Origin of the sequence: Nitrospina gracilis Nb-211 (genome assembly GCF_021845525.1) — a bacterium.
GTDB lineage: Bacteria > Nitrospinota > Nitrospinia > Nitrospinales > Nitrospinaceae > Nitrospina > Nitrospina gracilis_A.
In genome coordinates this window covers 2,569,279-2,592,741 of sequence record NZ_JAKJKD010000001.1, presented here as the reverse complement: position 1 = coordinate 2,592,741, position 23,463 = coordinate 2,569,279, and the positions used below count along the sequence as shown (strand labels likewise).

The window sequence follows — 23,463 nt, the reverse complement described above, 5'->3', positions numbered from 1 at the left end:
GGGGGCGCTGTGTATACCGTTTTTTACAATTTCAAGGAAAAGCCGTTCAGTCTGACCCCGGACCCCCGGTTCATCTTTTTCAGCGAGATGCATCAGGAGGCTCTGGATCACATGATGTACGGCATCTCCCAGCGGGAAGGGTTCATGACGATCACCGGCGGCATCGGCACCGGCAAGACGACTCTGAGCCGCGTTCTTTTGGAGAACATCGACGAGAAAGACAAGGTGGCTTTGGTCCTGAACCCCATCCTTTCTTCATCCGACCTGTTGCGGGCGCTGGTGCAGGACCTCGGCGTTCGGCCGCAATACATGGAACAAAAATGGAACGAGGCGGACTCCGAGATTTCGGTGACGGAAAATGGCCAGCGTCCGGACAAGTGGACCGCGGAGCAGGCCAGGTGGCTGAGAAACGCGTCCAAGAAAGAATTGCTGGACGCCCTGAATGATTTTCTGCTGGAACAGTACTCCAAGGGCGGTTCCACCATCGTCATCATCGATGAAGCGCAAAACCTGTCTCTCGATGTGCTGGAGCAGATTCGCATGCTGTCCAATCTGGAGACGGACAAACAGAAACTTCTGCAGATCATTTTTGTCGGCCAGACGGAATTTGAGGAAAAACTGCACCTGCCACAACTCAAACAGCTCAATCAGCGCATTTCGGTGCGGTACGAATTACAGCCGCTTACCAGTGAGGAGACACGCACGTACGTGTATCACCGTCTGCGGGTGGCATCCACCACGCCGCGGGTCACCTTCAACCGGGCGGCGTTCAAGGCGATTTACTCGTACACCCAGGGATATCCGCGGCTGATCAACCTGGTCTGCGACCGCGCCCTGCTGGCAGGGTACAACGCACGCACCAAGTGCATCGACGCCAGACACGTGCGGCAGGCGATCAAAAGCCTGCTGGGCGATGACGATCAGCGTTCCAGCTTCGATTTCGTCATGAAGCTGCGGCTTGCGGTGGCGGCGTCGATCCTGTTTTTTGTCGCGGGCACGTTGTTTTTTGTTCAGGGAGATTCCGCTTTTTCGCGGACCATGAAAAACCTGAAGCACTCCATCGGCTCGGTGCTCACCATGGACACTCTGGCGGAAGCAAAAACGGCCGTGACCCCGAAGCCGAAGTCGCTTCCCGTCGCAAGCACTCCGGAAAAGAAACCCGGTGTGGTCCCGTCCAAAGAGAAACCGGTGGAAAACCCGGCCGGGATTCCTGAAAAAGCATTCAAGGGAATTTCCGAGGAAAACATCATCCGCCTGCCTCTCAATCTAACCGCATCGGCCAAGAAGGAATTGTTCCGCATCCAGATCAGCTCCTGGAGCAAGCAGTCCAAAGCCGCCCGGGTGTTGCAGAACCTGGAAAGGAAAGGCTTTCCGGGATACATCCATGAAAGAATCATTTCCGGCAAGCCCTGGTACATTGTTTATGTCGGTCCCTATGATACAATTCAACAAGCCCGTGAGCATATGCAACGTTTGGACAGGCCAGGCAGCGAACCCATTCTGCTTTCATACAGTCCCAAGGTCATAGAAGGCGGTCTCTGATGAGCCTCATCGCGGACAGTCTGAAAAAAGCGCAGAAGGAACGCGACAAGGAACAGTCCGCGCCACTCCCTTTTCGCGGTTCCGTTTTTTCCAATCTGTCCCCCCAATCGCAAAGAATCCTCTCCCTCCTGGGATGGGTGTTGATCCTGGCGGGTGGATTGATGACCATCTTCATCCCTTCCTCAAACTACAAAGCCGAGGTCAAGCCGCTCCTGCTGGTCAAGCCCCCGGATCCCGGCGGGCTTCGTAAAAATACGAATCCGGAGCCGGTGATCGAAACAGAAACGGTTTCCGCTTCCCAATTCACGCTGAATGATGTTGAGGAACCGCCGGTAAGCAAACCGGAGCCGCTCGCGGTGCTGGCGATGAACCAGAAAGCTAAGGCACCGGAACCCGGATTGAATGAGGGAGCGGGTTCAAAAAACGGCAAGGACCACAAGCTTCCGGAACCGGGCAAGGAACCGGGAAAAAACATGGCTGCAGTGACGCCGGTGCTTTCGGGTTCGAAGAATAAAAAGACCCTGAAAGAATCCTCCACGGGGAAGACCGGCAAAAACGAGTCTCGGAAAAAAACACAAACCACAACGGCTCAGGAATCGGTAAAGAAATCCAAAACCAAGCCCGTGCCGGCGGTTTCCCCCGTATCTCCTGAAAAAGAAGAAGTCATCGCGTATGAACCTTTCGTCAAGCCGGAGTCGCCATTGGAGCAGGTGGCGGCGTTGACGGAGGGACTGGGCACCGAATCCAGTGTGGAGACAAAGGCGGTCGTACAACCCGAAACGCCTGAAAAGGTCAATCCACCGCAAACCGAATCCGGCACAACTGGAATTCAGCTGGCGCAGGAGGTGCCGGTGACGAGCCTGCTGAAAGAGAATCCAACGCCGCCTGAAAGCGTTCAGCCGGTGATCACCGTTCCCGAACAGACCGGACAACAATTGGTGGGGGACGAATCCATTTCCTTTTCCTCTAACGAAACGGATCAAGCCGCCGCGGAAAAGATGAAAACGAGATTCGATCCTCGAGCGCTGGACGACAAGTCGCGTTACTTTAACATCGCCACGTTCCATCACCGCAATAAGGATTATTTCGCTGCGCTGGAATATTATGAAAAAGCGCAGAAGTTGGACCCCGGAAACGCCCGCATCCACAACAACCGGGCTCTGATTTACAAGGAAATGGGCCGCCTGCAGGATGCCATCGGCGAATTGTTGCAGGCGGTGCGCCTCGACCCCGCTTATGTGAAGGCGTACAACAACCTGGGCCTCCTGTACTATCAGTTCGGCGACGGCATGAGGGCCATCCGCAATTTCGAGAAAGCCATGGAAATCGATCCTCGAAACGTGGAAAGCATGAACAACCTGGCTATTCTGTACAAACAGCAACGCCAGTTCCGGCGCGCCGAAATGCTGTACCGCAAGATGATCAATCTGGATCCCCGCCAGCCGGAAGGCCATTACAACCTCGCCCTGCTGTATGAGCAGACGGGCCGGTTGGAGAAAGCCATCGAGCATTACAACCGGTTTGTCGACCTGGCCGGTCCCACCCGTTCCGCACTCTCCATGAAGGTGCGGGACCACATCCAGAAACTCGAAGAAAAGTCGTAAAGCCGGTCCCCGGAACTGGTAAAATGCGGAATTGAATTTCCGCCTGCACCGGGCACGCCCGCATGGGTGTGAAAGGTCCGCTGTGAAACGATTTTTCAAAAAAAACCTGATCGCGGGATTGCTGATCCTGTTCCCTGTCGGCCTCACCATCTTCGTCCTGGCCTTCGTGATCAATCTGCTGGACAGGGTCATGGCGCCGTGGATTTCGCTCGTCATCGTGCGCTGGAGCCTGCCTCTCCCCGAAGACTTTTATCTTCCCGGACTCGGATTCTTTCTGGTCTGCCTGTTCATTTTCGCCGTCGGGCTGGTGGCCACCAACTTTTTCGGCAAGAAGCTGGTGGCACTGGGCGACCGCATCCTGCACCAGACACCCATCGTCCGCAGTGTTTACACCACGATCAAGAAAGTGGTCGATTCGGTGTCCGAGGCGGACACGGGTTCGTTCGATCAGGTGGTGGTGGTGAAGTATCCGCACGAAGGCATGCGCATGTTCGGCCTGGTGGCGGGACGCACGCGCGGCGAGGTGAAGGAACATTCCGGGGAGGACCCCATCAATGTGTTCGTACCGCTGATCCCCAATGTGACCCTCGGCTTTTACCTGGTATTGCCGCGCAAGGATGTCACGCCCATGGACATCTCGGTGGAAGAGGGCATGAAGTACCTCATGTCTTTCGGCCTTGCCACCGGGGAAGGAAAAAAGAAACCGCCGCCGGAAAAGGAGTAGGGCGGTCAGGGTTTTTTGGTTTTGCCTGCGATTTTTTCGGTGAGGTTCTTCGCCACCTGCGTGTTCATTTTGCCCAGCACCGCACCCGCATCCCGGCTTTTCATCTTGGACAAAATCTGCACGGCGATGTCCTGATCCATGTTTTCCAGCAGGGTGGCGGCTTCCGTGGCTTTCATGCTGGAATACATTTTCACCAGCGACTCCACGTTTTTCTGGATGAGATCGCGCTTGATGCCGACCTGCTCTTCACTCCGCGCCAGCGCTTCCTCGATTTTCTGCAGGTCCGAGCGCACTTTTTTCTCCAGATCTTTCAGGTTTTTCTCGCGCAGTGCCAGTTCTTCCTCGCGTTTTTCCAACTCGCGGTTTTTCTTTTCGATCATCTCCAGCATGCGGAAGGTTTCCATGTTCATCTCAAGGCGGGACTTGTCCGTGCTGGGCAGATTGAGCGTGCCCTTGGTATTGCCGGAGTTGGCATTGGATTCAGGCTGGGTGGAGTCGCCCGTCTGCGCTACCGCGAGCGGTGCCCCGACGAGAAAGAGTGCGGCCACCAGGGCGGGAAACGTTCGCATCCGGGTTCGTGCGCCGTTCATGGTTCCCTCCGGTGCCATTGCGATGCGGCGACATCATCTAGAAACGCCGTTTCGCGTTTTTGCGCTTCCTTCTTTTCGCGCAGGATATGCTGTTCCTTGAGGACCTCCAGGGTGCGGCGTTTCTTCATGGTCTCGGCCAGTTCCTGCCGCTTGGTTTCCATTTTCTCGGAAACCTCGTCGATGGTTTTGCGATGAACCTGTTCGCGCAGGCGGTCGCCTTCAAAAAAATGGTCGTACAGGTTCAGCGTGGAGGCGTCCAGGTTTTCGGAGAACTTCCGGTTCAGGGCTTCCTTCTGATGACGCCGCTGCTCGTTGAGACGGTGCAGGGTTTCCCGGTGCGCCACCAGTTGCGCGTTGATCTCGGCGAACGCGCGCTGAACCATGTTCTCCCGGTTTTTGCGGACCCGCAGGAGTCCTTCCAGTCGGAAGCTCATGCGTCACCTCCCGCCGATTCTTCCTGCAAGACCTGTTGCAATTGTGCCACGCTGTCCACGAACGGGCGCGACTCATCCATGCCCTGGCGCAGATATTGATTGAACGCGTCGATTTTTTGGATGGCGCGGTCGATTTTCGGATTGCTGCCCTGTGCGTAGGCGCCGATGTTGATCAACTCCTCCGCTTCCCGGTAGGTGGCGAGGATGTCCTTGAACTGCATCGACAACTGGTAATGCTCCGCCGTCACCACCTCAATCATCATGCGGCTGATGCTTTCCAGGATGTCGATGGCTGGGTAATGGTTGTGCGACGACAGGCGCCGCGACAGCACGATGTGTCCGTCGAGGATCGCACGCACCGCATCGGAGACCGGTTCGTTCAGGTCGTCACCTTCCACCAGCACGGTATAGAGTGCGGTGATGGACCCTGCGGCGGCGGAAGTGCCGGCGCGTTCCAGAAGGCGCGGCAGAAGCGAGAACACCGACGGCGTGAATCCGCGCGTGGTTGGCGGTTCGCCGACGGACAGGCCGATTTCCCGCTGCGCCAGCGCAAAACGGGTCAATGAGTCCATCATCAACAGCACGTCCTGTCCTTCGTCGCGAAAGAATTCCGCGATGGTGGTGGCCAGGTACGCGCCGCGAATGCGTACCAGCGGCGGCTGATCGGAGGCGACGGCGACCACCACCGAGCGCTTCATGCCTTCCGGGCCGAGGTTTTCTTCGATGAATTCCTTAACCTCCCGGCCGCGCTCGCCGATGAGGCCGATGACGTTGACGTCGGCCGTGGTGTTGCGTGCGATCATGCCCAGCAGGATCGATTTGCCAACACCCGTTCCGGCCATGATGCCCACGCGCTGACCCTTGCCGATGGTGAGCAGGCCGTTGATGGCACCGATGCCGACATCCAGCGCTTCCGCAATGCGGGTGCGGTCCAGCGGGTTCACCGGGGTGCCCTGCACCGGGTATTCCTTGCCCAGCGGAATCGGTCCAAGGCCGTCGATGGGATGGCCGTTGCCGTCGATCACGCGGCCCAACAGATGTTCGGAAACATTGAACGCAGGCGATTCTTCCTTGGCGATGATGAGACTGCCGGGCTCGATGCCTGCCATGTCGCCCAGCGTCATCAGTAAAATTTTGCTGTCGCGGAATCCCACCACCTCCGCGTCCACGGATTTTTTGTTCAGACGGGAATGAATGGTGCACAAGGCGCCGAGGGACACGGCGGGTCCATTGCCTTCCACGATCAGTCCGGTGATGCGGATGACGCGGCCCTGCTTGCGGACCATCGACACGTTGTCGATGAAGCTGTCGTATTTTTTGAGGTCGATAGTGTCGGGCATGAGGCGTCAACTCCCGTCTGTGGGACCAGCCTTGTCTTCGTCTTCGGTGTTGGCATCGGAATCCGATGCGTCTTCCCGTTGCGGTCCTTCTTCTTCGCCGCCTGCAGACGGTTGCACTTGATTCGGGTCTCCGGTTTCAGGCTTGTCCTGGACCGGTTCCTCCGGTTGAATGGACGGTTCCGGATAACCCAGCAACTCTTCCGGGTTGGGGGGAGCGCGGTGCATGAGCTTGTCGATCTCCGCTTTCAGGCGGTCGATGTCCGCCTCCACACTGCCGAAATTGGACTCCACCCGGCAGCCCCCGCGCGGTACGGAGGCATGCCCCTCGATCCGCACGTTGCGGATGTCGGGAAACAGGCGGTGCAATTCCGGGCTGTAATGCTCCGCGTGTTCACGGTCGCGCGGATTGACTTTGATGACCAGCGTTTCGCGATCGAGGATGGAGCCGACGGCGAGGCGGATGATGTCGCGCACGCTGTCCTCGCGGCTGGCGAGATCGGTTTCGATGACTTTCTTGGTGAGGCCAACCACCATGTTCACCATCTCGCGTTCCAGCTTGGCGTACATGGCACTGCGGAATTTCGCCAACTCCTCCACGCCTTCGGTGAGTGTTTGCAGAAACGGGGTGAATTCCTTGCGGGCGGCTTCCTCTCCGGCCTTGTATCCTTCCTCGTACCCGGCCTTGTGGCCTTCTTCCCTTGCCTGGGCCTTGACTTCCTCCGCCTTGGTTTTGATCCGTTCGATGGCGTCGGCGAACACTTCCTGCACGCCCTGCCGGGCTTTCTCGATATTGTGTTCGTCGAAGTTGCGGGATTTTTCCAGGTCGAACTTGAACCCACGCGGCAGGTCGCGGCGTACGCCGAAGTCCTGAAACTGAAACGGAGCGCCTCCGGTGGAAACCGATGCGTCGGAATCCTTGCCGGAACCTTCGACGTCTTCCTTTGACCGGAATGGTTTGAATGAATCAGACAAGTTCTTCCGCGCCTCCACCGATGGCCAGTTTGCCGTCTTCTTCCAACCGCTTGATCACCTGCACCACTTTCTGCTGGGCGCGTTCCACTTCGCTGACCTTCGTCGGGCCCAGTGCGTCGAGGTCTTCCCTCAGCATGTTTGCGGCGCGGTCGGACATGTTGGAATAAATCTTGTCTTTGACCTCGTCGCTCGCGGTTTTGAGCGACATCAAGAGATCTTCAGACTGCACTTCCTTGAGCACCATCTGCAGACCGTTGTCGTCCAGTTTGAGAATGTCTTCGTACGTGAAGCGCAGGTTGCGGATTTCGTTCGCCAGGTCGGGATCGATTTCGTCCAGGTTTGACAGCAGGGAGGTTTCCGTCGCGCGGTCGAGTTCGCTGATCACGGTGACAGCGGTGTCGAGTCCGCCCATCTTGCTTCCGGAAATCGCACCGGAGGTGCGGAACTCCGACTGCAACGCTTCATCGAGATCGCGGATGACCTGCGGCGACACGCGTTCCAGCGTGGCCAGCCGGTAAATGATCTCGGTGCGGAACTCCTCTTTCATTTCCTTCAACGTGGCGCTGGCCAGCGGCGGGTCCATGTGCGCCATGACGATCGCCGCGGTCTGCGGATGTTCGTTGGACAAAAACTGCGCGATGACCTTCGGCTCCAGCATGCGGATGGTGTCCAGGCCGCCGCCCAGGTCTTCGCCGGGCAGGGTGACGTTGTTCAGAATTTCCGTGGCCTTGTCCGCGGGCAGGGCGCGCAACAGCGTGTTCTTCAGAAAGTCCAGGCCGGATACGCCCAAACCACCGCCGATGCCGGAGGTGATGTTGGTGAAAAACTCACGCGTGATCTGATCGACCGTGGAAGTTTCGACATCACTCACAGCGGAGATGTAGTTGCCGATGCTTTGGATTTCGCGCTCGTCCATCTGCGCGAGTATCTTGGCGGCCTGTTCTTCCCCCATCGCCATGAGAAAGATGGCGGCCTTTTCGGGACCGGTCAGTTTCTGGTTGGTTTTGGGATTCATCGTGCCCATGGGTCTCTATGCTCCAGCGCTTCGTTCTCTCATCCATTTGCGGATCACGGACGCGGCGTAACGGGGGTCACGCCCGACCAGCTCTTCCACCGATTTGCGCATTTCGATGTTTTCCTGCGCCACCTGCGCCATGCGCCGTTCCTCTTCCTGCTTCTGGATTTCTTCGGGAGTGGGGCCTTCATCGATTTCTTCCGTCACTTCCACGCTGGTGGTGATCCACCGCACCATCGGCAGCAGGACCCGCATGATAAGCAGTACCAACAGTATAGCACCGATCACGTATTCCGCGATTTTGAGAGCCAGCTCGAACTTCTGGGCCGACTGGACTTCTTCACTCTGCAGGAACCGGGTGGATTTGTCGAACTGCACGTTTTCCAACTGGATCTGGTCGCCCCGCGCTTCGTCATACCCAACCGCGGTGCGCACCAGTTGCAGTAATTTGGCCATCTCCTCCTGCGAACGGGACTGGTACGTTGGCGGGTCGCCTTCCATCTTGCCGTCCACCATCACGCTGACCGACAGCTTCTGGATTTCGCCCGTGGTCTCCTGCACGTGCTTGACCACCTTGTTGATCTCGTAATTGAGCGTCGATTTCTCGTTGTTGCGCTTCGAGCCCGTGCCCGTGGCCTGCTGGTTGCCGGTGCCCGGCGTCAAGGACTGCACACCGGCGAGACCGCCCGGCGGCGCGGCGCCGATCACCTGCTCGGTGGTGTTCTGCTCACTGCGGATCACCTGCGAATCGGGATCGAAAATCTCTTCCGTGCGCTCGACCTTGTCGAAGTTGATCTCCGCCGCGACTTTGGCGATGACCTTGCCCGGTCCCAACGCGTCTTCCAGCATGCTGACGATGCTCGACTCCAGTTCCTTCTCGACGTGCCGCTTGTGCTTGTAATTGGATGCGGTCAGCAGGGCCGCCTCGGATACTTCCTTGCCGCCGGACAGCATGTTGCCCTCCAGATCGACCACCACCACGTCGCCCACCTGCAAGCCCTCGACGCTGGCGGAGACGAGATGCACGATGCCCTGCACCTGCGTTTCAGACAGGCTCTGCCCGGATTTCAATTTCACCATCACCGACGCCTTGCCGCGCGGTTTTTCCTTGGAGAAGACATCCGCCTTCGGCAGGACCAGGTGCACGCGGGCGTGTTCCACCGCGGAGAGGGAACTGATGGTGCGCACCAGCTCGCCTTGAAGCGCGCGCTGGAAGTTGAGCTTCTGCACGAACTCCGTCATGCCGAGCGGCGTGTCTTCGAACAGTTCGAGTCCCACCTCCGCGCCCGTCGGCAGGCCCTGGCTTGCCAGGTCGAGCCGCACCTCATGCACGCGGTTGGAAGGGATGCGGATGTTGCGCCCGTTGTTCGACAACTCGTACGGGATGTTCTGCGTTTTGAGTTCCTCCACCACCGCCGCCGCGTCTTTCTCCGCCAGGTTCGCGTACAGCAGTTGGTAATCCGGCGCCTGCGCCCAGAACAGCATGGCGATCACCGCCGCGCCCATGCCGGCCAGCAGACCCAGCGCCGCGACTTTTTGCACCGGTGGCAGTTCGTTGAACCGCCGTCCGAGATTGGTTAAGAATTCGAGAAACGCTTCCATGATCTTGTCCCGTCAATGGTTGTCGTTGTGTCGGTCATAAACTGAGTTTTCAATTTTCTTTGTACTTCCCCTCCTTTCCAAGGAGGGGATCGAGGGGAGGTATTGATGCTCCTTACCTTTCAATTGCGCCCTCTAATTTTCAATGCCCCGAAAACGCATCAGCCCGTTTGCCGCGGGCCACGCCCGCCTATCGGCCGAGATCGATCGCCCTCAGCGCCATCGTCTTCGCCGAGTTCATCGCCTGGATGTTCGCCTCAAACGAGCGCGTGGCGTTGATCAGGTTCACCATCTCTTCCATCAGATTGATGTTCGGCATGGCCACGTAACCCTGCTCGTTGGCGTCCGGGTGGCTCGGCTGGAACACCATTTGCGGTTCCGACTGATCCTCGACGATCTCCGCGACGTGCGCCTCGCGGATGCTGTCGAACATTTGCTGATGCAGGGTGGCGGCGAAGTCCTCGTTCATCGGGACGGCAGACACCACCACATCCTTGCGCTTGTAGGGGCCGCCTTCCGGCGTGCGGGTGGTCTCGATGTTCGCCAGGTTGCTGGCGATGGCGTCCATGCGCTGGCGCTGGACGTTCAGCCCGGAGGCGCTGACCTGGATCGACGTCAAAAAATCCATCGTGCGAATCCTTTACAGAATAAGGGTTTCCGGCCCGCCGGCCGCCATTTTGCGGGGACGGGCAATGTTTACAGGGATTTAAAGCAAATTCGGTGCCAAACGCGCGGATTATCAACGATTTGGCTGGATTCGGCGGGCAGGGCAGAAAGGCTTTTAAAACAAAGGGGTTGAGGGCGTGGGAGAGGGGAGGGCGCCGGCGGCGCGGAGGGAAAATCAGGCCAGATTTCACCACCCGGCAATTCTTGCTGTCATCTTTTTGGCGACGGGCAAGTTTTGCGAAAGGTCCTTTAAGAGATGAGATACCATCGTCAACCACTCAAAGCGTAAAGCTGACAGAAAAAAAAGCTATGGTATATCGAAAAATTATTTATATTGAGAGAAAGAAAAAAGGATTTTGCCGGTGTGATTCACTTCCGATCATAAATATTGGGGGATAGAGAGGATGGGTGCAAAAGATCGAATTGGTGGTGGCGATGGCCTTATAAATGATATTTGGAGGTTTTTAGGGCCTTTTTTGCGCATATTCCTTGAAGGCTTTGTGGTCCTTTTTTTTATAGTTGTTTACGAAATAGTACCGATATTATTAACCTTAAAATTATCAAATAGTGAATTGGAATTATGGTTTCTTCTTTTATTTAATGTGCTTGGCCTAATTTTATTGAAATTGACTAAAGGGGCAGGAATCAACCAAATACTAAGTAAACTAAAACTAAATGCTTGGGACGACTATGAAAATCGTGCGGATTTGCAAAAGCAAAATGCAAAGCCACCATTAAAAGATCCGAACGGTCCTCCACCTTTTTTTAGTATATGGATTTTCGTTGCAATTCTTGCATGCGTAATTTCTTTAACTTGCTTTTACATTGCTTACATCGAAGATGAAACAATAAATAAAGTTCTTTATGTAATAAGAATTATGATTCATTTAGCTGCATTTGTAGTTTTTGATTTAAGGGTACAAGGTAACAAGAAAAAAATAGATAAGTTTGCCTTGTTAATGGTTTACGTTGCAGCAGCAGAAACTTTTTATAATTTATTAGAAAGGCCTTTGGGATTGTTTGTTTCAGTTTATTTGCTCGGTTAATTCTGCTCTGGATGAGAATAAGTTTATTACGATTTATTAAAATACAAGAAATGGAAGCTTAATTAGTTGGTAGAGGTATTTTCCTTATACTCGGTGAGTTTGTTGCGGAGGGTGCGGATGGAGATGCCGAGTTGTTCGGCGGCTTTGGTCTTGTTGCCTTCGGTTTCTTCCAGCGTCCTCAAAATCAATTCCCGCTCCATCTCCTGGAGCGTTCCCCGGAAATTCCCCAAAGGACTGCCTGCTCCATTCGCGCTGGCGGGCTGGGCGGCAGTCGCCGCATCGTCATCCATAAACAAATTGGAGGGCTGGATGGTGTCGGCGTTGCACAGAAGAACCGCGCGCTCCATGATGTTCTCGAACTCGCGCACGTTCCCCTGCCATTGATATTTCTGTAACAGTTTCTTCGTCTCGTCGGCCACGCCGGCAATCGCCTTGTTGTTCCTCTGCCCGTGCTTCTTCGCGAAGTGGTCGGCCAGCACGGGGATGTCTTCCTTGCGCTCGCGCAAGGGCGGCAGTTTGAGCGGGATGACGTTCAGCCGGTAATACAGATCCTCGCGGAACTTCTGCTCGGCGATCAGCGCCTTCGGGTCGCGGTTGGTCGTGGCGATGACGCGCACGTTGACCGGGATGGGTTCCCTGCCGCCGACCTTGTCCACCTCGTGCTCCTGCAAAACGCGCAGGAGTTTCGCCTGCAGGGGCAGGGACATCTCGGTGACTTCGTCCAGCAACAGCGTGCCGCCGTTGGCGAGTTCGAACTTGCCCTGCTTGGCGGTGATGGCGCCGGTGAACGATCCTTTTTCATGCCCGAACAATTCCGACTCCAGCAGTCCCTCCGGCAGGGCGGCGCAGTTGACGGCGAGAAACGGTTTGCCGGCGCGCGGACTGCACTGGTGGATGTAGCGCGCGAACAGTTCCTTGCCGGTGCCCGTCTCGCCGGAGATGAGCACCGTCGACTGGCTGTACGCCACGTTCTCGGCGAAGGTCAGCAGTTCCTTCATGGTTTTGTTCTGCGTCACGATCTGGCGCGGGTCGATGGGTTCCGCGTCGTCGTCCGTCTCCGCACCCGCATCCGGCGGCGCCGCGCTGGCGGCGGTGTCCGTTTGCAGTGCGCGGGTGACGGTGGAGACCAGCACGTCGGCGGAAAACGGTTTCAGCAGGTAATCGAACGCGCCCTGCTTCATGCTTTCGACGGCGTTGTCGATGGTGCCGTAGGCGGTCATCATGATGACGCGCGTTTCGGGTTTGAGTTCCTTGATGGCTTTCAGCAGTTCCGCGCCGGTCATCTTCGGCATCTTGACGTCGGAGATGACGAGGTCGAAGTCCTCGATCTCGACCAGGTTCAGCGCTTCTTTGCCGTTCTCGGCGGTTTTGAGATCGTGCCCCTCGCGCTTGAGCGCGGCGGTCAGCGCGGCGCGCATGTCCGGTTCGTCATCGACGATCAGGATGTGGCGTTTGGTTTTCATGACGCGGGCGTGTCCGAGCCAGGGAGGTTGATGGTGAAGGTGGTGCCGCGCCCGGGTTGGCTGTCCACGTCGATGGTGCCGTGGTGCGCCTTGATGATGTTGTGCGCGATGGCGAGGCCCAGGCCGGTGCCTTTTTCCTTCGTGCTGAAAAACGGATTGAAGATGTGCGTTTGATCCTTCTGCGCGATGCCGATGCCGGTGTCGGCGATGGTGGTGCGGATGAAGTGGCGGTGGAACGTCTCGCCCGCGGGTGCGTCGCCGCGTTCGGTTTTGATGGTCAGCGTGCCGCCGACGGGCATGGCCTGCACGGCGTTGCGCAGGAAGTTGAGGAACACCTGCTTGAGCAGGTGCTCGTCCGCGTTGGCGGTCATGGTTCCCGCGCCGAAGTCGCACACCACGTTCACGTTGTCCGGAACTTGCAATTGTGTCTGGTCGGCGAGCAGGTTTTCCAAAAGCTGATTGAGGTCACACTGACTGCGCGACGGCTCCGGCGACTTGGCGAACAGGAGCAGGCTGGAGATGGTGCGGTCCATGTTGCGCACGCCGTTGATGATGTGGTCGGCGGGCGCGCGTTTTTCCTCGTCGTCGCCCAGATCTTTTTTGAGCAGGGACGCGAACAGCTCGATGCTGGCGAGGGGATTGCGGATCTCGTGGGCGATGCCCGCGGCCATCTCGCCCATGGCGCGCAGTCGGTCGTTGCGTTCCGCTTCCTCTTCGAGGCGTTTGAGTTCGGTGATGTCCTCGACCAAGAGCATGGTGCCAATGCGTGCGCCCTGTGCGTCGAGCACGGGCGAGGCGGCGGTGCGCAGACGCAGGTCGCGTCCGTCGGTGGTCAGCACCGATTCCTGGAACACCGGCTGGTCCGGCGTATCGGCCGCGCGCTCGATCAATTGGGCAAAGGGATCGACGTCGAACACCTCGCCCAGAGTTTTGTGGCGGACCGCGTGTTCCCTGAGGCCGGTGATGCGCTCGGCGGTTTTATTGAAGGTGGTGATGCGTTGTGCGCCGTCCACCACGATGACGCCGGTGGTGAGGCTTTGCAGGATGTTGTCCAGGTAACTGCGGACCGCTTCCTTCTCCTTCAGGTTCCGTTCGAGTTCGGCGTTTTTCTTTTCGAGCTCGAGGTCAAGCGCGCGCACGTGTGCCTGCAGTTTCTCATACGACTCCTGCAGGTGGCGGGTGGTCTCGTTGAACGCCTGGAATGCGGCCTGAAGGGTTTCGAGATCCGGCACCTGCCGGTCCTGGGATTCATCCGTCATGGGCCACTCGAGAGGAAGTTTGCGTACGGCTTGCAAGGTCTTATTCATTATAGGAGATCACAGCAGGTCTTTTAAACGATTTTCCCAGTCCATGACCTTGAGGCGGATCTCCGCCGCGTCCTGCACCAGGCTTTGTCCGTTGTCCTTTGTCTTGATCATCTCCTGCAACTCCGCCTGCGCCTGTTTGGGCTGAGAGAGTTGTTCCAGGTTGTCGGCGATGAGGAAATCCGCGTAGCTACGGAGCGCATGATCGGGAAAGCGTTTGCGTCCCGACTCCAGCATGTTGAGCGATTCCGAATAACGGCCCTGCAGGTGATACACGATGCCCAGCTTGTAGTAGGTGGACTGGATGAACTCCGGCGGGTTGCGCAGGGTGCGGTCGGAGTGATCGATCACCTGGCGGTAGGCGTCGCCCGCGCGGGTGAGATCGTCCGACTCCATCCAGATTTCCGCCAGCCGGTACCAGGCCAGCGCGACCCGGCCATTGTTGCGGGCGATGATGGATTCGTACGTCTGCACCGCCTTGTCGATGCGCTTCTGCCCGCGGTAAGCCTGTGCGAGGAGCATCATCGCATCCGGCACCTCGGGGCTGTCGGGATAATTGTTGAGGAAGGTTTTGCTGACGAGTTCCGCGTCCTCAAACCGGTTTTGCGCGAGGTGAATTTCGCCGAGATTCAAAAACAGCCGGTCCGAGTACACTCCCTGTGCGTCCTTCAGCTTGACCTGCTCGAAAAACTTCAACGCCTCCGCGTGCATGCCGATAGCCTGGTAGGCTTCGCCGATCTGGAGTTGTGTTTTCAAGTCATCGATGTCGCCGATGCCGAGTGTCAGGAAATCGTTGTACGCATAAAGGATGGGCAGATGTCCGCCCTGTTTCGAATACTGGTCGATCAGGTGAGCCAAAGCGTGGTGAATGGCGTTTTTCGCGGTGCGGTAATGCCGCGACGACTTGTCGCGGTCGAGCAGGCGTTTGAATTCCTGAATGGCCTGCAGGAAGCGCTGTTCCTGAAAAAGAGCCGAGCCGCGGCTGAGCAGGACTTCCGAGCGGACGTTGCGCGCTTCGGTGCCCGCAAAGATGGCGTCGTACGTTTCATAAGGTTTGAAGTACGCCGGGTTGTCCATCACCAGGTCCGGTACGTCGAGACCGGGATAACGGATGCCGATGTCCGCCATGCGGATTTTTGCGTACAGAGCGCGCGGCCCATCCGGATCGATTTTCTGCGACCGTTCGAATACCGAGTAGGCGGCCATGCCGTTTTTTTCCAGCAGGTAGGAATCGCCGATGCGGTTCAGCGCCTCGTGTGCCTTCAAGGTATCCGGTTGCAGGTTGACCAGTTGAAAATAATACTTGCGCGCCTCGACGTACTGCTGGCGGGAGAAATACAACTCGCCGATGGTGAAATTGAGATCCGGCGTGGTGTTCAGTTCTTTTGGCCAGCGCGCGATCGCATCCTCGAATACATCGAGGGCCTTGTCGTATTGCTTGCGGTCATAATAGGCCTGCGCGATCTGGTACACGCTGGCCCGTGCCTTGGGCTCCGTGGCCTGGTCTTTCAGGATGACGCGGAACGCCCGGTACGCCTCGTCGAGGCGGCCTTCCTTGAACATCATGCGAGCGAGGCCCAGCTTGCGTGCATCGTTGTAGCGGCTTCGGGGATTGCGCTCGATGCCCTGCTCGTAATGGGTTTTCGCTTCCAGAATGAAATCGAGATCGTCGTAAATCGTCGCCAGTTTGTACAGGGCGTGATCGAAGAATTTGGAGTCCGGGTATTTGCGGATGGCGAAATGATAGGCGTCGATGACGTCCTCAAAATTCGGTTCGGGTTTCTGCACGGCAATTTTCCATTCCGCCTCCGCAGTCAGGTAAGCCGCGTTGGCGGCGTAGGGACTGCCGCCGAAGTTCCGGACATACTCGCGGAGTGCGGCGGAAGCTTCCTTGTAATTCTGTTGCTGGAACAGGGTGAGCCCGCGCGTGTAATCATCCCACCCATAGCGCAGTTTGTCTTCTCCCTCGGTGCGCACGGTTTTTTCGATCTGATCCGGAGTCATGCCTTTCACGCGGGGCGGCTTTTGGGTTTCCTGCTTGGGCTCGGGAACTAGTGTCTTTTTGGACTGCGTGATGGTGAGCGGCGATTTTTTTGCCAGGTCGAACACGATGCGGGGCGGATTGTTTTCCTTAAAGTGGATGAACTGCGTGTTGACCTGGTGGAAGTGAAGGGTGATCTTGACGATGCCTTCCAGTTCGCGGGCTTCGATCTGCGTCAGGTTGACATCCTTGTACGCCTGAGGTTTGACGCGCGGATGCAGAACCGCGCCGCGCAGAAAAATACCGATGCGCTTGTTGGCCAGATCCGGAATCACCCGGTAGTCCACGGGACGGTTGAGCAGGATGACCACCCGCGTTTTATCCGGATGCGGTCCGAGTTGGATGTCCTGAATTTTAATGGGTCCCGCCGTTTGTTGCGCCTGGGCGAAATTCGTCAAGACGAATACCAGGCACACCCCCAGCGTCAGAACGATGAATCCGACTTTGAATGGAGTCCTGCTTACCATAGAGAACACTCCGATTGGCCACGCAAGTCGTTCAGAGCAAAAATGATACCGAATACAAATTATTATATACCCATTTGGCCATAACTATTTATAATTAAAGGATCAACTTTTAGTGTGCGGTGTGGGCGGCCGGCTTCGACCTTTCTTGGAAATGAAGAGATTGCCCGCTGTGCTTTCTATATCGTCAGTATTTTGACGTCAGTTGAGTTGTTTATAGGTTTGGCTTGAATTTTCTGACAGAATCTAAGATAACTTAGAGTTTATGGACCCGATCGATCAGATCAAACTGAAAGAGACCCGGCAGGTCCTGGAACTGGTGAAGCACCAGAAAGACATGCTGGGCGAATCCCTGGTCAGTCTGGACCTGTTTTTGTACCTCCATAAAAGCATCAGCCTTCTGCACCTGGACGACATCAAGCCCGTCCTGCTGGAAAAGCTCCCGCACATCCTCGCCATCCGCTACTTTTCGCTGTTTCTGTACAACCCGTCGCAGATGGAGTTGACGCTCGCCTCCAGCAATCACCTCAACATGGAAAAACCGCTCAGTTTCAGCGTGTCTGAATCCGGGGTCATGCAGGATGCATTGAACCAGAAGCGGTATATTTTTGAGTCGGATTTCACCACCTCCAAGTATTTCAAAGGCCGAAGGAATCCTCTTTTTAGAAATAACTTTTTTCTGTGTGTACCGCTGATGATCGAAAACAAGATCATCGGCGTCATCAACGTCAACGACAGCGAAAAGGGATTCTTGTCGGTATCGGACATGGATTACATCCTGAACGTTCTGGAGTTCGTCGCCCTGTCCGTGAGCAACGCCCTGTTGCACGAAAAGACAGAAATGCTTTCCATCACCGACGGCCTGACGCAGCTGTACGATCACCGGCAGATGATGCACATTCTGGGAAAAGAGTTCGACCGGTGCAAGCGCTATCAATCCCCGCTTTCCCTGCTGATGATGGACATCGACAATTTCAAGAGCATCAACGACACCTACGGTCATCAGAAAGGGGATGAAGTGCTAGTGGCGCTGGCCACGGTGATGAACCGGCTGTGCCGGTCAAACGACACCGCGGCGCGGTATGGCGGCGAGGAGTTCGCCGTCGTCCTGCCCGAGACGGACAAGCAAGGTGCGAAGGTGATCGCCGAACGCATCCGCCAGGGCATGGCCAAGGTTTCGTTTAATTCCGGAAACTCACACGAGTTCGGGGTCACCGTCAGTGGTGGCATCGCGGAATTGAATTTGTCCACCATGTCCTCGGTTTCCGACCTGATTCAGGCCGCCGACCGCGCCCTGTACCAGGCCAAGGAAAGGGGACGGGACCGTGTGGTGCTGGGAGGATGATGTGACAGCGGCCATACTGCAATCTTTCCGCAACCTGCCGAGCCTCCCCACGCATCCGGAGCAGATTGCCAAGGTCCTCGACGTGCTCAACAAAACCTCATCGGCCGATTACAACCTGTTGCACCTGATTCAATACGACCCCATTATCTCCGCGCGCATCCTGGCGGTCGCCAATCTGCCGGTGTACGGTTACGAGCGACGCGTGGAGTCCCTGCACCAGGCGGCGGGTCTGCTTTCGCCCAGCCTGGTGACCAGCGTCATCCTCACCACGCCGGTATTCGAGATGTTCCGCGACGCCGACCACACGTATCACCAGAAATTCGATCATCTCCAATTGTGGGCGCACGGTGCGGTGACGGGAACCCTCGCCGCGTTTCTTGCGCACAAACTGGGCGCGGTGGAAGAGGACGTGTGCCTCACGCTGGGCCTTCTTCACGACCTGGGAAAGATGGCGCTGATCATCAACCATCCGAAGGAAGTATTGGAAGCGCTGGACCGCAGCCGGAAGGAAAAGCTTCCGCTGTCCAAATCGCTTCAGGACGCCGCCGGATGCACGCCGGAGCAGGTAGCGGGACAACTGGCGGATGAATGGCATTACCCGGAGACGTTGATCGGTTTCATCCAGTCCATGGGGAACGACCGGCATCCCGGCGAGTATGGCCCCGTGGCGATTGTCCGGTTGGCCAACCGGCTGGCAGAGGAGTGGGGGTACGGCGATGGACTTCACCTGCCGGAAGACGAACCACTCGATGTCTTGGCCGCCGCCCTCGGTGTGCCGCTTTCAGATCTGGATGCCTGGAAAGCGGACATGCAATCCGAAGCGGAAAGCCGCGCCCGGTCCATCCTCACTAAAACGCTTTCCTGAAAAAATCCGCAATCATGCGGAACACCGATCCGTTGAGCCCCATGCCGGAGGCATAGGGTTGTGTGTCCACCTTGTGCGTCAACGCCTGCAGGGCCTCGGAGACGGCAACGGGATATGGCTCCGCCGCGTCCAAAGACCGTAAGGATTCCGGCAGGGATTGCAGTTGGCGTGCCGCATGAGTGCGCTGGGCTTGCAGGGAAACGGGCGGGCGCAGGCGGCGTCCACCGCGCATCATCGGCGCGAGCAGGGTTTCTCCTTCGAGTTTTTCATCAGCCAGTCCCAGGTGATCGCCGGTGAACTGCCCGTGGGCATCCTGCGACCGGAACACCTGCTTGGCTCCGGGCAGGGTGGCTTTGCCCGTGGACCGTTTGCGCCGCGGCTTGCCGTCGTATTCCTGCAGCTTGTAAGCGCATTCGAGGAACGGCGCGTCGTCGGACACCACCAGCCGCGTGCCGACGCCGAACCCTTCCACCGGTATGGAGTTCGCCGCGTATTGGGCGATTTCATGTTCGTCGAGGTTGCCGCTTGCGAAAATTTTAATGTGTTGCAGCCCGGCCTCGTCCAGCCGCTTGCGCACCTCGAGTGCCTGCGCCTGCATGTCGCCGCTGTCCAGCCTCACGCCTCGAATGCGAATGCCTTCCTTTTTGAGTTTGCCGGAAAGCTTGATGACGATTTCGGTGGCGCGCATCACGTCATACGTGTCGAGCAGGAGGACGTTGTTTTGCGGCCAGGATCGGCAAAATTCACGAAATGCCTCTTCCTCGCTGTTGTGCGCCTGGACATAGGAATGAGCCATGGTCCCGTACAGCGGGATGCCGTCGGTGGCCTCCGCCAATACCGTGGCGGTGCCGTCGAATCCGGCGAGGTACGCAGACCGCGCCGCAAGCCACCCGGCCTCCGCCCCATGCGCGCGCCGCAGGCCGAAATCGACGAGGTGCGCCTTGCCACGGGCCGCCAGCACGCAACGCGCCGCCTTGCTCGCCACGAGGATGGAATAATGCAGGAGGTTGATGACGCGTGTTTCCACAAACTGTGCTTCCGGCATAGGGGCGGTGATGCGCAGGACCGGTTCGTTGGAGAAGAACACCGTGCCTTCCGGCATGGCGTCCACGTCTCCGGTAAAGCGGAACCCTTGCAGGTGGTCGAGGAACTCATCGGTAAAGCGTCCGCTCCGTTTCAACGCATCCAACTCCTGCGGGGAAAACCGCAGGGTCTCCAGGTAGCGCAGGACCGGCTCCACCCCGGCGCACATCAGGAAATTGCGGCGGGAGGGCAGATCGCGCACAAAAAACTCGAACACCGCCGGCCGGGTCATCTCCTGGTCGAGATAACTTTTATACATGGTGAGCTGGTAGAGGTCGGTGAGGAGCGCGTTGGTTTGCAGGGGATCGAGGCAGACGTCCTGCACCGTGGCCGAGCGGCACCCCAGGTTCCGCATCTCGCTCAATGCCCGGGCTTCATCCCCCGCATTCACGTTGGCGGCGCGGATGGCGTCCTCCAGCAGAATCACCTCGTACGTGTTTTTCACCGCGTCGCGCACGGTGTTGAGCACGCAGTAATCGGTGGCGAGCCCGCCGATGAACAGGCGGCGCACACCACAGGCTTTCAGTTGGCGGTCGAGGTCGGTCCCCTGGAACGCAGAATAGGCATCGGCTTCCTCCGTCTCGGCTTTGCTGATGACGGTGGCCTCGGCCAGGTTCAACTCCTGGGCGAAGTCCGCGCCCTCTGTGTTCTGGATGCAGTGCGGCGGCCAGGGGCCTCCCTGTTTTTCGAACGAACAGTGGTGCTCCGGATGCCAGTCGCGACTGGCGAAGATGGGTAGGGATTTCTGGCGGAAGGTTTCCGCATACCGGTTGAGCGGGGCGATGACCTGATCCCCGTCGGGCACGGCCAGACTGCCGCCGGGCAGAAAGTCGTTTTGCAGATCGACGATCAGCAGGGCGTCACCGGGTTGTGGCGTCAGGTCCTTCATGCAGGCACCCGAAAGGGAACGATGGTTTTATTCTAACGCACCCGCATGCAGGATCAACCTATTGCTGGCGATCCCCTGTGCGGCAGGGGAGGTTTCGAGTCAGCCGGGGCGGGAAAGGGCGCGGTCGCAATTCAGGAGAAAATGCACGATCGATCGCGCACAGCCGTTCAGATCGGCCACACTCAGGCTCTCACCGGGTTCGTGCATCCTGCATTCCTGGTCGTACGGTGCGATGACCAGCGGCGGGATGTCGTCCAGCGCCTTCATCAGCTTGGCGACGAAGGGAATCGATCCTCCACAGCCGAACAGGCAGGGTTTCACGCCGTAACCCGTTTCCAGCGACTCCAGCATGAGGGTGAAGGCCGGATGCTCGATACCCGTGCTCCACGGCGAGCCGCCTTTGTCGTCGCCGAACTCCAGACGCACCCCGGCGGGCGCGTGTGCCGCCAGGTGCGCTTTCACATCCTCCGCCGTTTCGGACTCGTTGTTGCCCGGCGCGAGGCGGATTTCCACCAGTGCTTTGGCCGATCGGTCGGCAAACCGGCGGGTGGAGCCGTCATGGTCGGCGTGCAACGATTCGGAGGCGATGCGTTCGACGGGGCCTTCAGGGACCATATACTGATGTACCGGATCGGCGAAAAGACGACCGTTTCCGTCGATCAACCCGTCGATCATGCGCGCCAGTTGAATCTCCGCCACCGGGAACGGTCCACCGGAAACGCCGGAATGCGGGTCCTTGGTCGCCGCCTGCACAATGACGTTCACCGCCAGCGTGCCAGGCTCGGGGGCCTTGGCATCTTCCACGGTGATTTTCAGGTTGAAGGGATTCTTCCCGGACAAGGCTTCGGTGATCGCGGTCTGGAAGGAAGCGGAATCGAGTTGCCCGTTCAGTTGAAACGTCAGGCGCGCCGCCGCGGTGCCCAGCACCACACCGCCCGACACGCGGTGTCCCGGGCGCACATTGGCGTACGAGGTGCGCAGTTGCGCCTGGATGACCGCCGCCTGGTCGTCTTCCACCGTCAACTTGACCTGCGGCAACAGCCCGGCCATGCGGCGTTGCGTTTCGACGGCCAGCGGCACCGCTTCATACCCCTTGCGCTCGTCGGGGGTGACGGGAATGTCGCGCCGGGCGATGGCGTTGACGGCCAGCGAATGGTCGTCGTGGACCAGCGTGGCCAGGGCCTTGTACAGCCCCGTCTGCGCGTCGAGGCCGCTTTCATTTTCAGTGCGCGCGGTGACGTGCACCTGCGATATGCCGCGCAGGGAGGTGGTCAGGCCGGGGACCCCGGTCGCCGGATTGGTGACATCGGTGATGATGACGCAGTCGGCGTCCTGAAAAAAATCGCGGTTCTGCAAAATCTGTTCGATCAACGAGTGCGAGCCGGATTCTTCCTCCGTTTCGAAGATGACCTTGAGGTTGCAGGGCAGTTTGGCGAGCGTTTCCTTCGATGGGTTGCCGGAATCGAATCCGGCCGCCTGCAGGACCGCGTCCACCGCCATGCCGATGCCGATGACGCCGCTCAAATCGTCCGCCGCGCCGCGTCCGTAAGCGCGGGTGCGGTCCTCGTTCCAGCGCAGTTCGGTGGGCGGCACGCCGTCCCATTTCAGAAAGCGCCCGTCATCCATGTACGGTTGCTTGTCCAGGTGCGCGTACATGAGCACCGTCGGTTTGCCGTCGCCGGCAGTGAGCGACGCCATGAGAATGGGCGTGGCGCGCTGGGGATCTTTCGGCGGGGTGTTGATGCACACGTAATCGAAGCCGATGCCGCGCAGGTAACGTTCCGCCACCTCCAGGATTTCCTGCATGTCGGCCGGCTCGGTGCGGTCGCCTTCAAATTCGTTGACGTTGAAACTGCGGCTGTCGATGCGCACCATCTCGCGCATGGCGTCCATGTGCCGCGTAAACAGGGCGGTGTCCGTGTCGATGAGCCGGCGGGCGTCCCGGCTCCATTCTGCAAAGTTCATGGCGAATCGGGGAAAACTGGGTTCGAGGGTTGACACAACGCGGTTTTCTTTACAAAGATCAACCCATCATATAATATAAAATCCGGTTGGCGGTAATTGGATTTGCCGTTTTTACAGGAGGCCCGTATGTCCCAGCGTGTTCTCAATTTCTTCAGATTGATCCGTATCCTGAAGGAACGTGGCAACTGGCCGCTGATCCGCCGGTCGCGCCGGCAATTGCTGAACTTCATTCTGTGCCGCAACGACATTCACCGCAAGCCGCTGTGGATGGTCCCGTTTTACTGGTTCGACCTGTTGAAGGGACTGGACATGCTGGTGTGGCGGCTGGAGACGTTCGGTTTCCTCTTCCAGAACGGCGCGACTCCCGAAGACCGGGCCCGTCTGAACCAAAGTCTGAATGCCTCACTTCCCTGATACGCATTGTCTCCTTTTTAAAAGGTGGAGACCAGGAGTTCCATGATTTCCCAGGCTCCGCCGGCCGACGTCCCGGTTTCTCGATGGTCAATGCGCGC

19 protein-coding genes are annotated in these 23,463 nt (G+C 58.0%); 7 read left to right on the top strand and 12 right to left on the bottom strand.

Features of this window, described 5'->3' with window-relative positions; translation table 11 throughout:
* Nucleotides 1-9 precede the first annotated feature (9 nt).
* The 3 genes from J2S31_RS12220 to J2S31_RS12210 all read left to right on the top strand — a co-directional run bounded on the left by J2S31_RS12220 (nt 10) and on the right by J2S31_RS12210 (nt 3,870).
* A complete protein-coding gene (locus tag J2S31_RS12220; RefSeq protein ID WP_237099373.1) occupies nt 10-1,542 on the top strand; it encodes an AAA family ATPase in 1,533 nt (510 codons plus the stop codon).
* Complete coding sequence (locus J2S31_RS12215) at nt 1,542-3,146, top strand: tetratricopeptide repeat protein (protein WP_237099372.1); 1,605 nt, start codon at nt 1,542-1,544, stop codon at nt 3,144-3,146. Before J2S31_RS12220 ends, J2S31_RS12215 begins: the two co-directional genes overlap by 1 nt.
* Nucleotides 3,147-3,228: 82 nt before the next feature.
* On the top strand, nt 3,229-3,870 hold the full coding sequence (locus J2S31_RS12210; protein ID WP_237099371.1) for a DUF502 domain-containing protein: 642 nt from the start codon (nt 3,229-3,231) through the stop codon (nt 3,868-3,870).
* 5 nt (nt 3,871-3,875) lie between these two features.
* Here J2S31_RS12210 and J2S31_RS12205 read toward each other — a convergent pair whose 3' ends face one another.
* From J2S31_RS12205 to flgC, 7 genes are all read right to left on the bottom strand, one after another.
* A complete protein-coding gene (locus tag J2S31_RS12205) occupies nt 3,876-4,460 on the bottom strand; it encodes a MotE family protein (protein ID WP_237099370.1) in 585 nt (194 codons plus the stop codon).
* Complete coding sequence (fliJ, locus tag J2S31_RS12200; protein WP_237099369.1) at nt 4,457-4,894, bottom strand: flagellar export protein FliJ; 438 nt, start codon at nt 4,892-4,894, stop codon at nt 4,457-4,459. The genes J2S31_RS12205 and fliJ overlap by 4 nt, the downstream gene beginning before the upstream one ends.
* Nucleotides 4,891-6,234: a FliI/YscN family ATPase gene (locus J2S31_RS12195; RefSeq protein WP_237099368.1), complete on the bottom strand. Its 1,344-nt coding sequence runs from the start codon at nt 6,232-6,234 to the stop codon at nt 4,891-4,893. The genes fliJ and J2S31_RS12195 overlap by 4 nt, the downstream gene beginning before the upstream one ends.
* 6 nt (nt 6,235-6,240) lie before the next feature.
* Complete coding sequence (locus tag J2S31_RS12190; RefSeq protein WP_237099367.1) at nt 6,241-7,206, bottom strand: FliH/SctL family protein; 966 nt, start codon at nt 7,204-7,206, stop codon at nt 6,241-6,243.
* On the bottom strand, nt 7,199-8,230 hold the full coding sequence (gene fliG, locus J2S31_RS12185; RefSeq protein WP_237099366.1) for a flagellar motor switch protein FliG: 1,032 nt from the start codon (nt 8,228-8,230) through the stop codon (nt 7,199-7,201). The genes J2S31_RS12190 and fliG overlap by 8 nt, the downstream gene beginning before the upstream one ends.
* Before the next feature lie 6 nt (nt 8,231-8,236).
* The gene (gene fliF, locus J2S31_RS12180; RefSeq protein ID WP_237099365.1) at nt 8,237-9,823 is read right to left on the bottom strand and encodes a flagellar basal-body MS-ring/collar protein FliF; all 1,587 of its coding nucleotides are present in this window, start codon (nt 9,821-9,823) and stop codon (nt 8,237-8,239) included.
* 187 nt (nt 9,824-10,010) lie between these two features.
* Nucleotides 10,011-10,448, bottom strand: coding sequence for a flagellar basal body rod protein FlgC (gene flgC / locus J2S31_RS12175; protein WP_237099364.1), 438 nt, complete (start codon nt 10,446-10,448; stop codon nt 10,011-10,013).
* A gap of 442 nt (nt 10,449-10,890) precedes the next feature.
* On the opposite strand from flgC, the gene J2S31_RS12170 reads away from it, so the two are divergent.
* On the top strand, nt 10,891-11,532 hold the full coding sequence (locus J2S31_RS12170; protein WP_237099363.1) for a hypothetical protein: 642 nt from the start codon (nt 10,891-10,893) through the stop codon (nt 11,530-11,532).
* A 62-nt stretch (nt 11,533-11,594) separates the two neighbouring features.
* On the opposite strand, the gene J2S31_RS12165 is transcribed toward J2S31_RS12170, so the two are convergent.
* From J2S31_RS12165 to J2S31_RS12155, 3 genes are read right to left on the bottom strand one after another with little or no spacing between them, the layout of a single operon-like run.
* Nucleotides 11,595-12,995 (bottom strand): sigma-54-dependent transcriptional regulator, encoded by a 1,401-nt coding sequence (locus J2S31_RS12165; RefSeq protein ID WP_237099362.1) that lies wholly within the window; start codon nt 12,993-12,995, stop codon nt 11,595-11,597.
* Nucleotides 12,992-14,254, bottom strand: a complete 1,263-nt coding sequence (locus J2S31_RS12160) for an ATP-binding protein (protein WP_237099361.1) — start codon at nt 14,252-14,254, stop codon at nt 12,992-12,994. Before J2S31_RS12160 ends, J2S31_RS12165 begins: the two co-directional genes overlap by 4 nt.
* A 57-nt stretch (nt 14,255-14,311) precedes the next feature.
* The gene (locus tag J2S31_RS12155) at nt 14,312-16,807 is read right to left on the bottom strand and encodes a tetratricopeptide repeat protein (RefSeq protein WP_237099360.1); all 2,496 of its coding nucleotides are present in this window, start codon (nt 16,805-16,807) and stop codon (nt 14,312-14,314) included.
* 262 nt (nt 16,808-17,069) lie between these two features.
* On the opposite strand from J2S31_RS12155, the gene J2S31_RS12150 reads away from it, so the two are divergent.
* Both J2S31_RS12150 and J2S31_RS12145 read left to right on the top strand, forming a co-directional pair.
* Nucleotides 17,070-18,149 carry a sensor domain-containing diguanylate cyclase gene (locus tag J2S31_RS12150; RefSeq protein WP_237099359.1) on the top strand — a complete coding sequence of 360 codons (1,080 nt, stop codon included), beginning with the start codon at nt 17,070-17,072 and terminating at the stop codon, nt 18,147-18,149.
* Nucleotide 18,150: 1 nt separating this feature from the next.
* A complete protein-coding gene (locus J2S31_RS12145; RefSeq protein ID WP_237099358.1) occupies nt 18,151-19,014 on the top strand; it encodes an HDOD domain-containing protein in 864 nt (287 codons plus the stop codon).
* Here J2S31_RS12145 and J2S31_RS12140 read toward each other — a convergent pair.
* Both J2S31_RS12140 and J2S31_RS12135 read right to left on the bottom strand, forming a co-directional pair.
* A complete protein-coding gene (locus tag J2S31_RS12140; RefSeq protein WP_237099357.1) occupies nt 18,998-20,986 on the bottom strand; it encodes a nicotinate phosphoribosyltransferase in 1,989 nt (662 codons plus the stop codon). The genes J2S31_RS12145 and J2S31_RS12140 overlap by 17 nt on opposite strands.
* Nucleotides 20,987-21,085: 99 nt before the next feature.
* Nucleotides 21,086-22,951: a M20/M25/M40 family metallo-hydrolase gene (locus J2S31_RS12135; RefSeq protein ID WP_237099356.1), complete on the bottom strand. Its 1,866-nt coding sequence runs from the start codon at nt 22,949-22,951 to the stop codon at nt 21,086-21,088.
* 126 nt (nt 22,952-23,077) lie between these two features.
* Between J2S31_RS12135 and J2S31_RS12130 the strand changes: the two genes are divergently transcribed.
* Nucleotides 23,078-23,365: a hypothetical protein gene (locus tag J2S31_RS12130; protein WP_237099355.1), complete on the top strand. Its 288-nt coding sequence runs from the start codon at nt 23,078-23,080 to the stop codon at nt 23,363-23,365.
* Nucleotides 23,366-23,463: the final 98 nt, after the last annotated feature.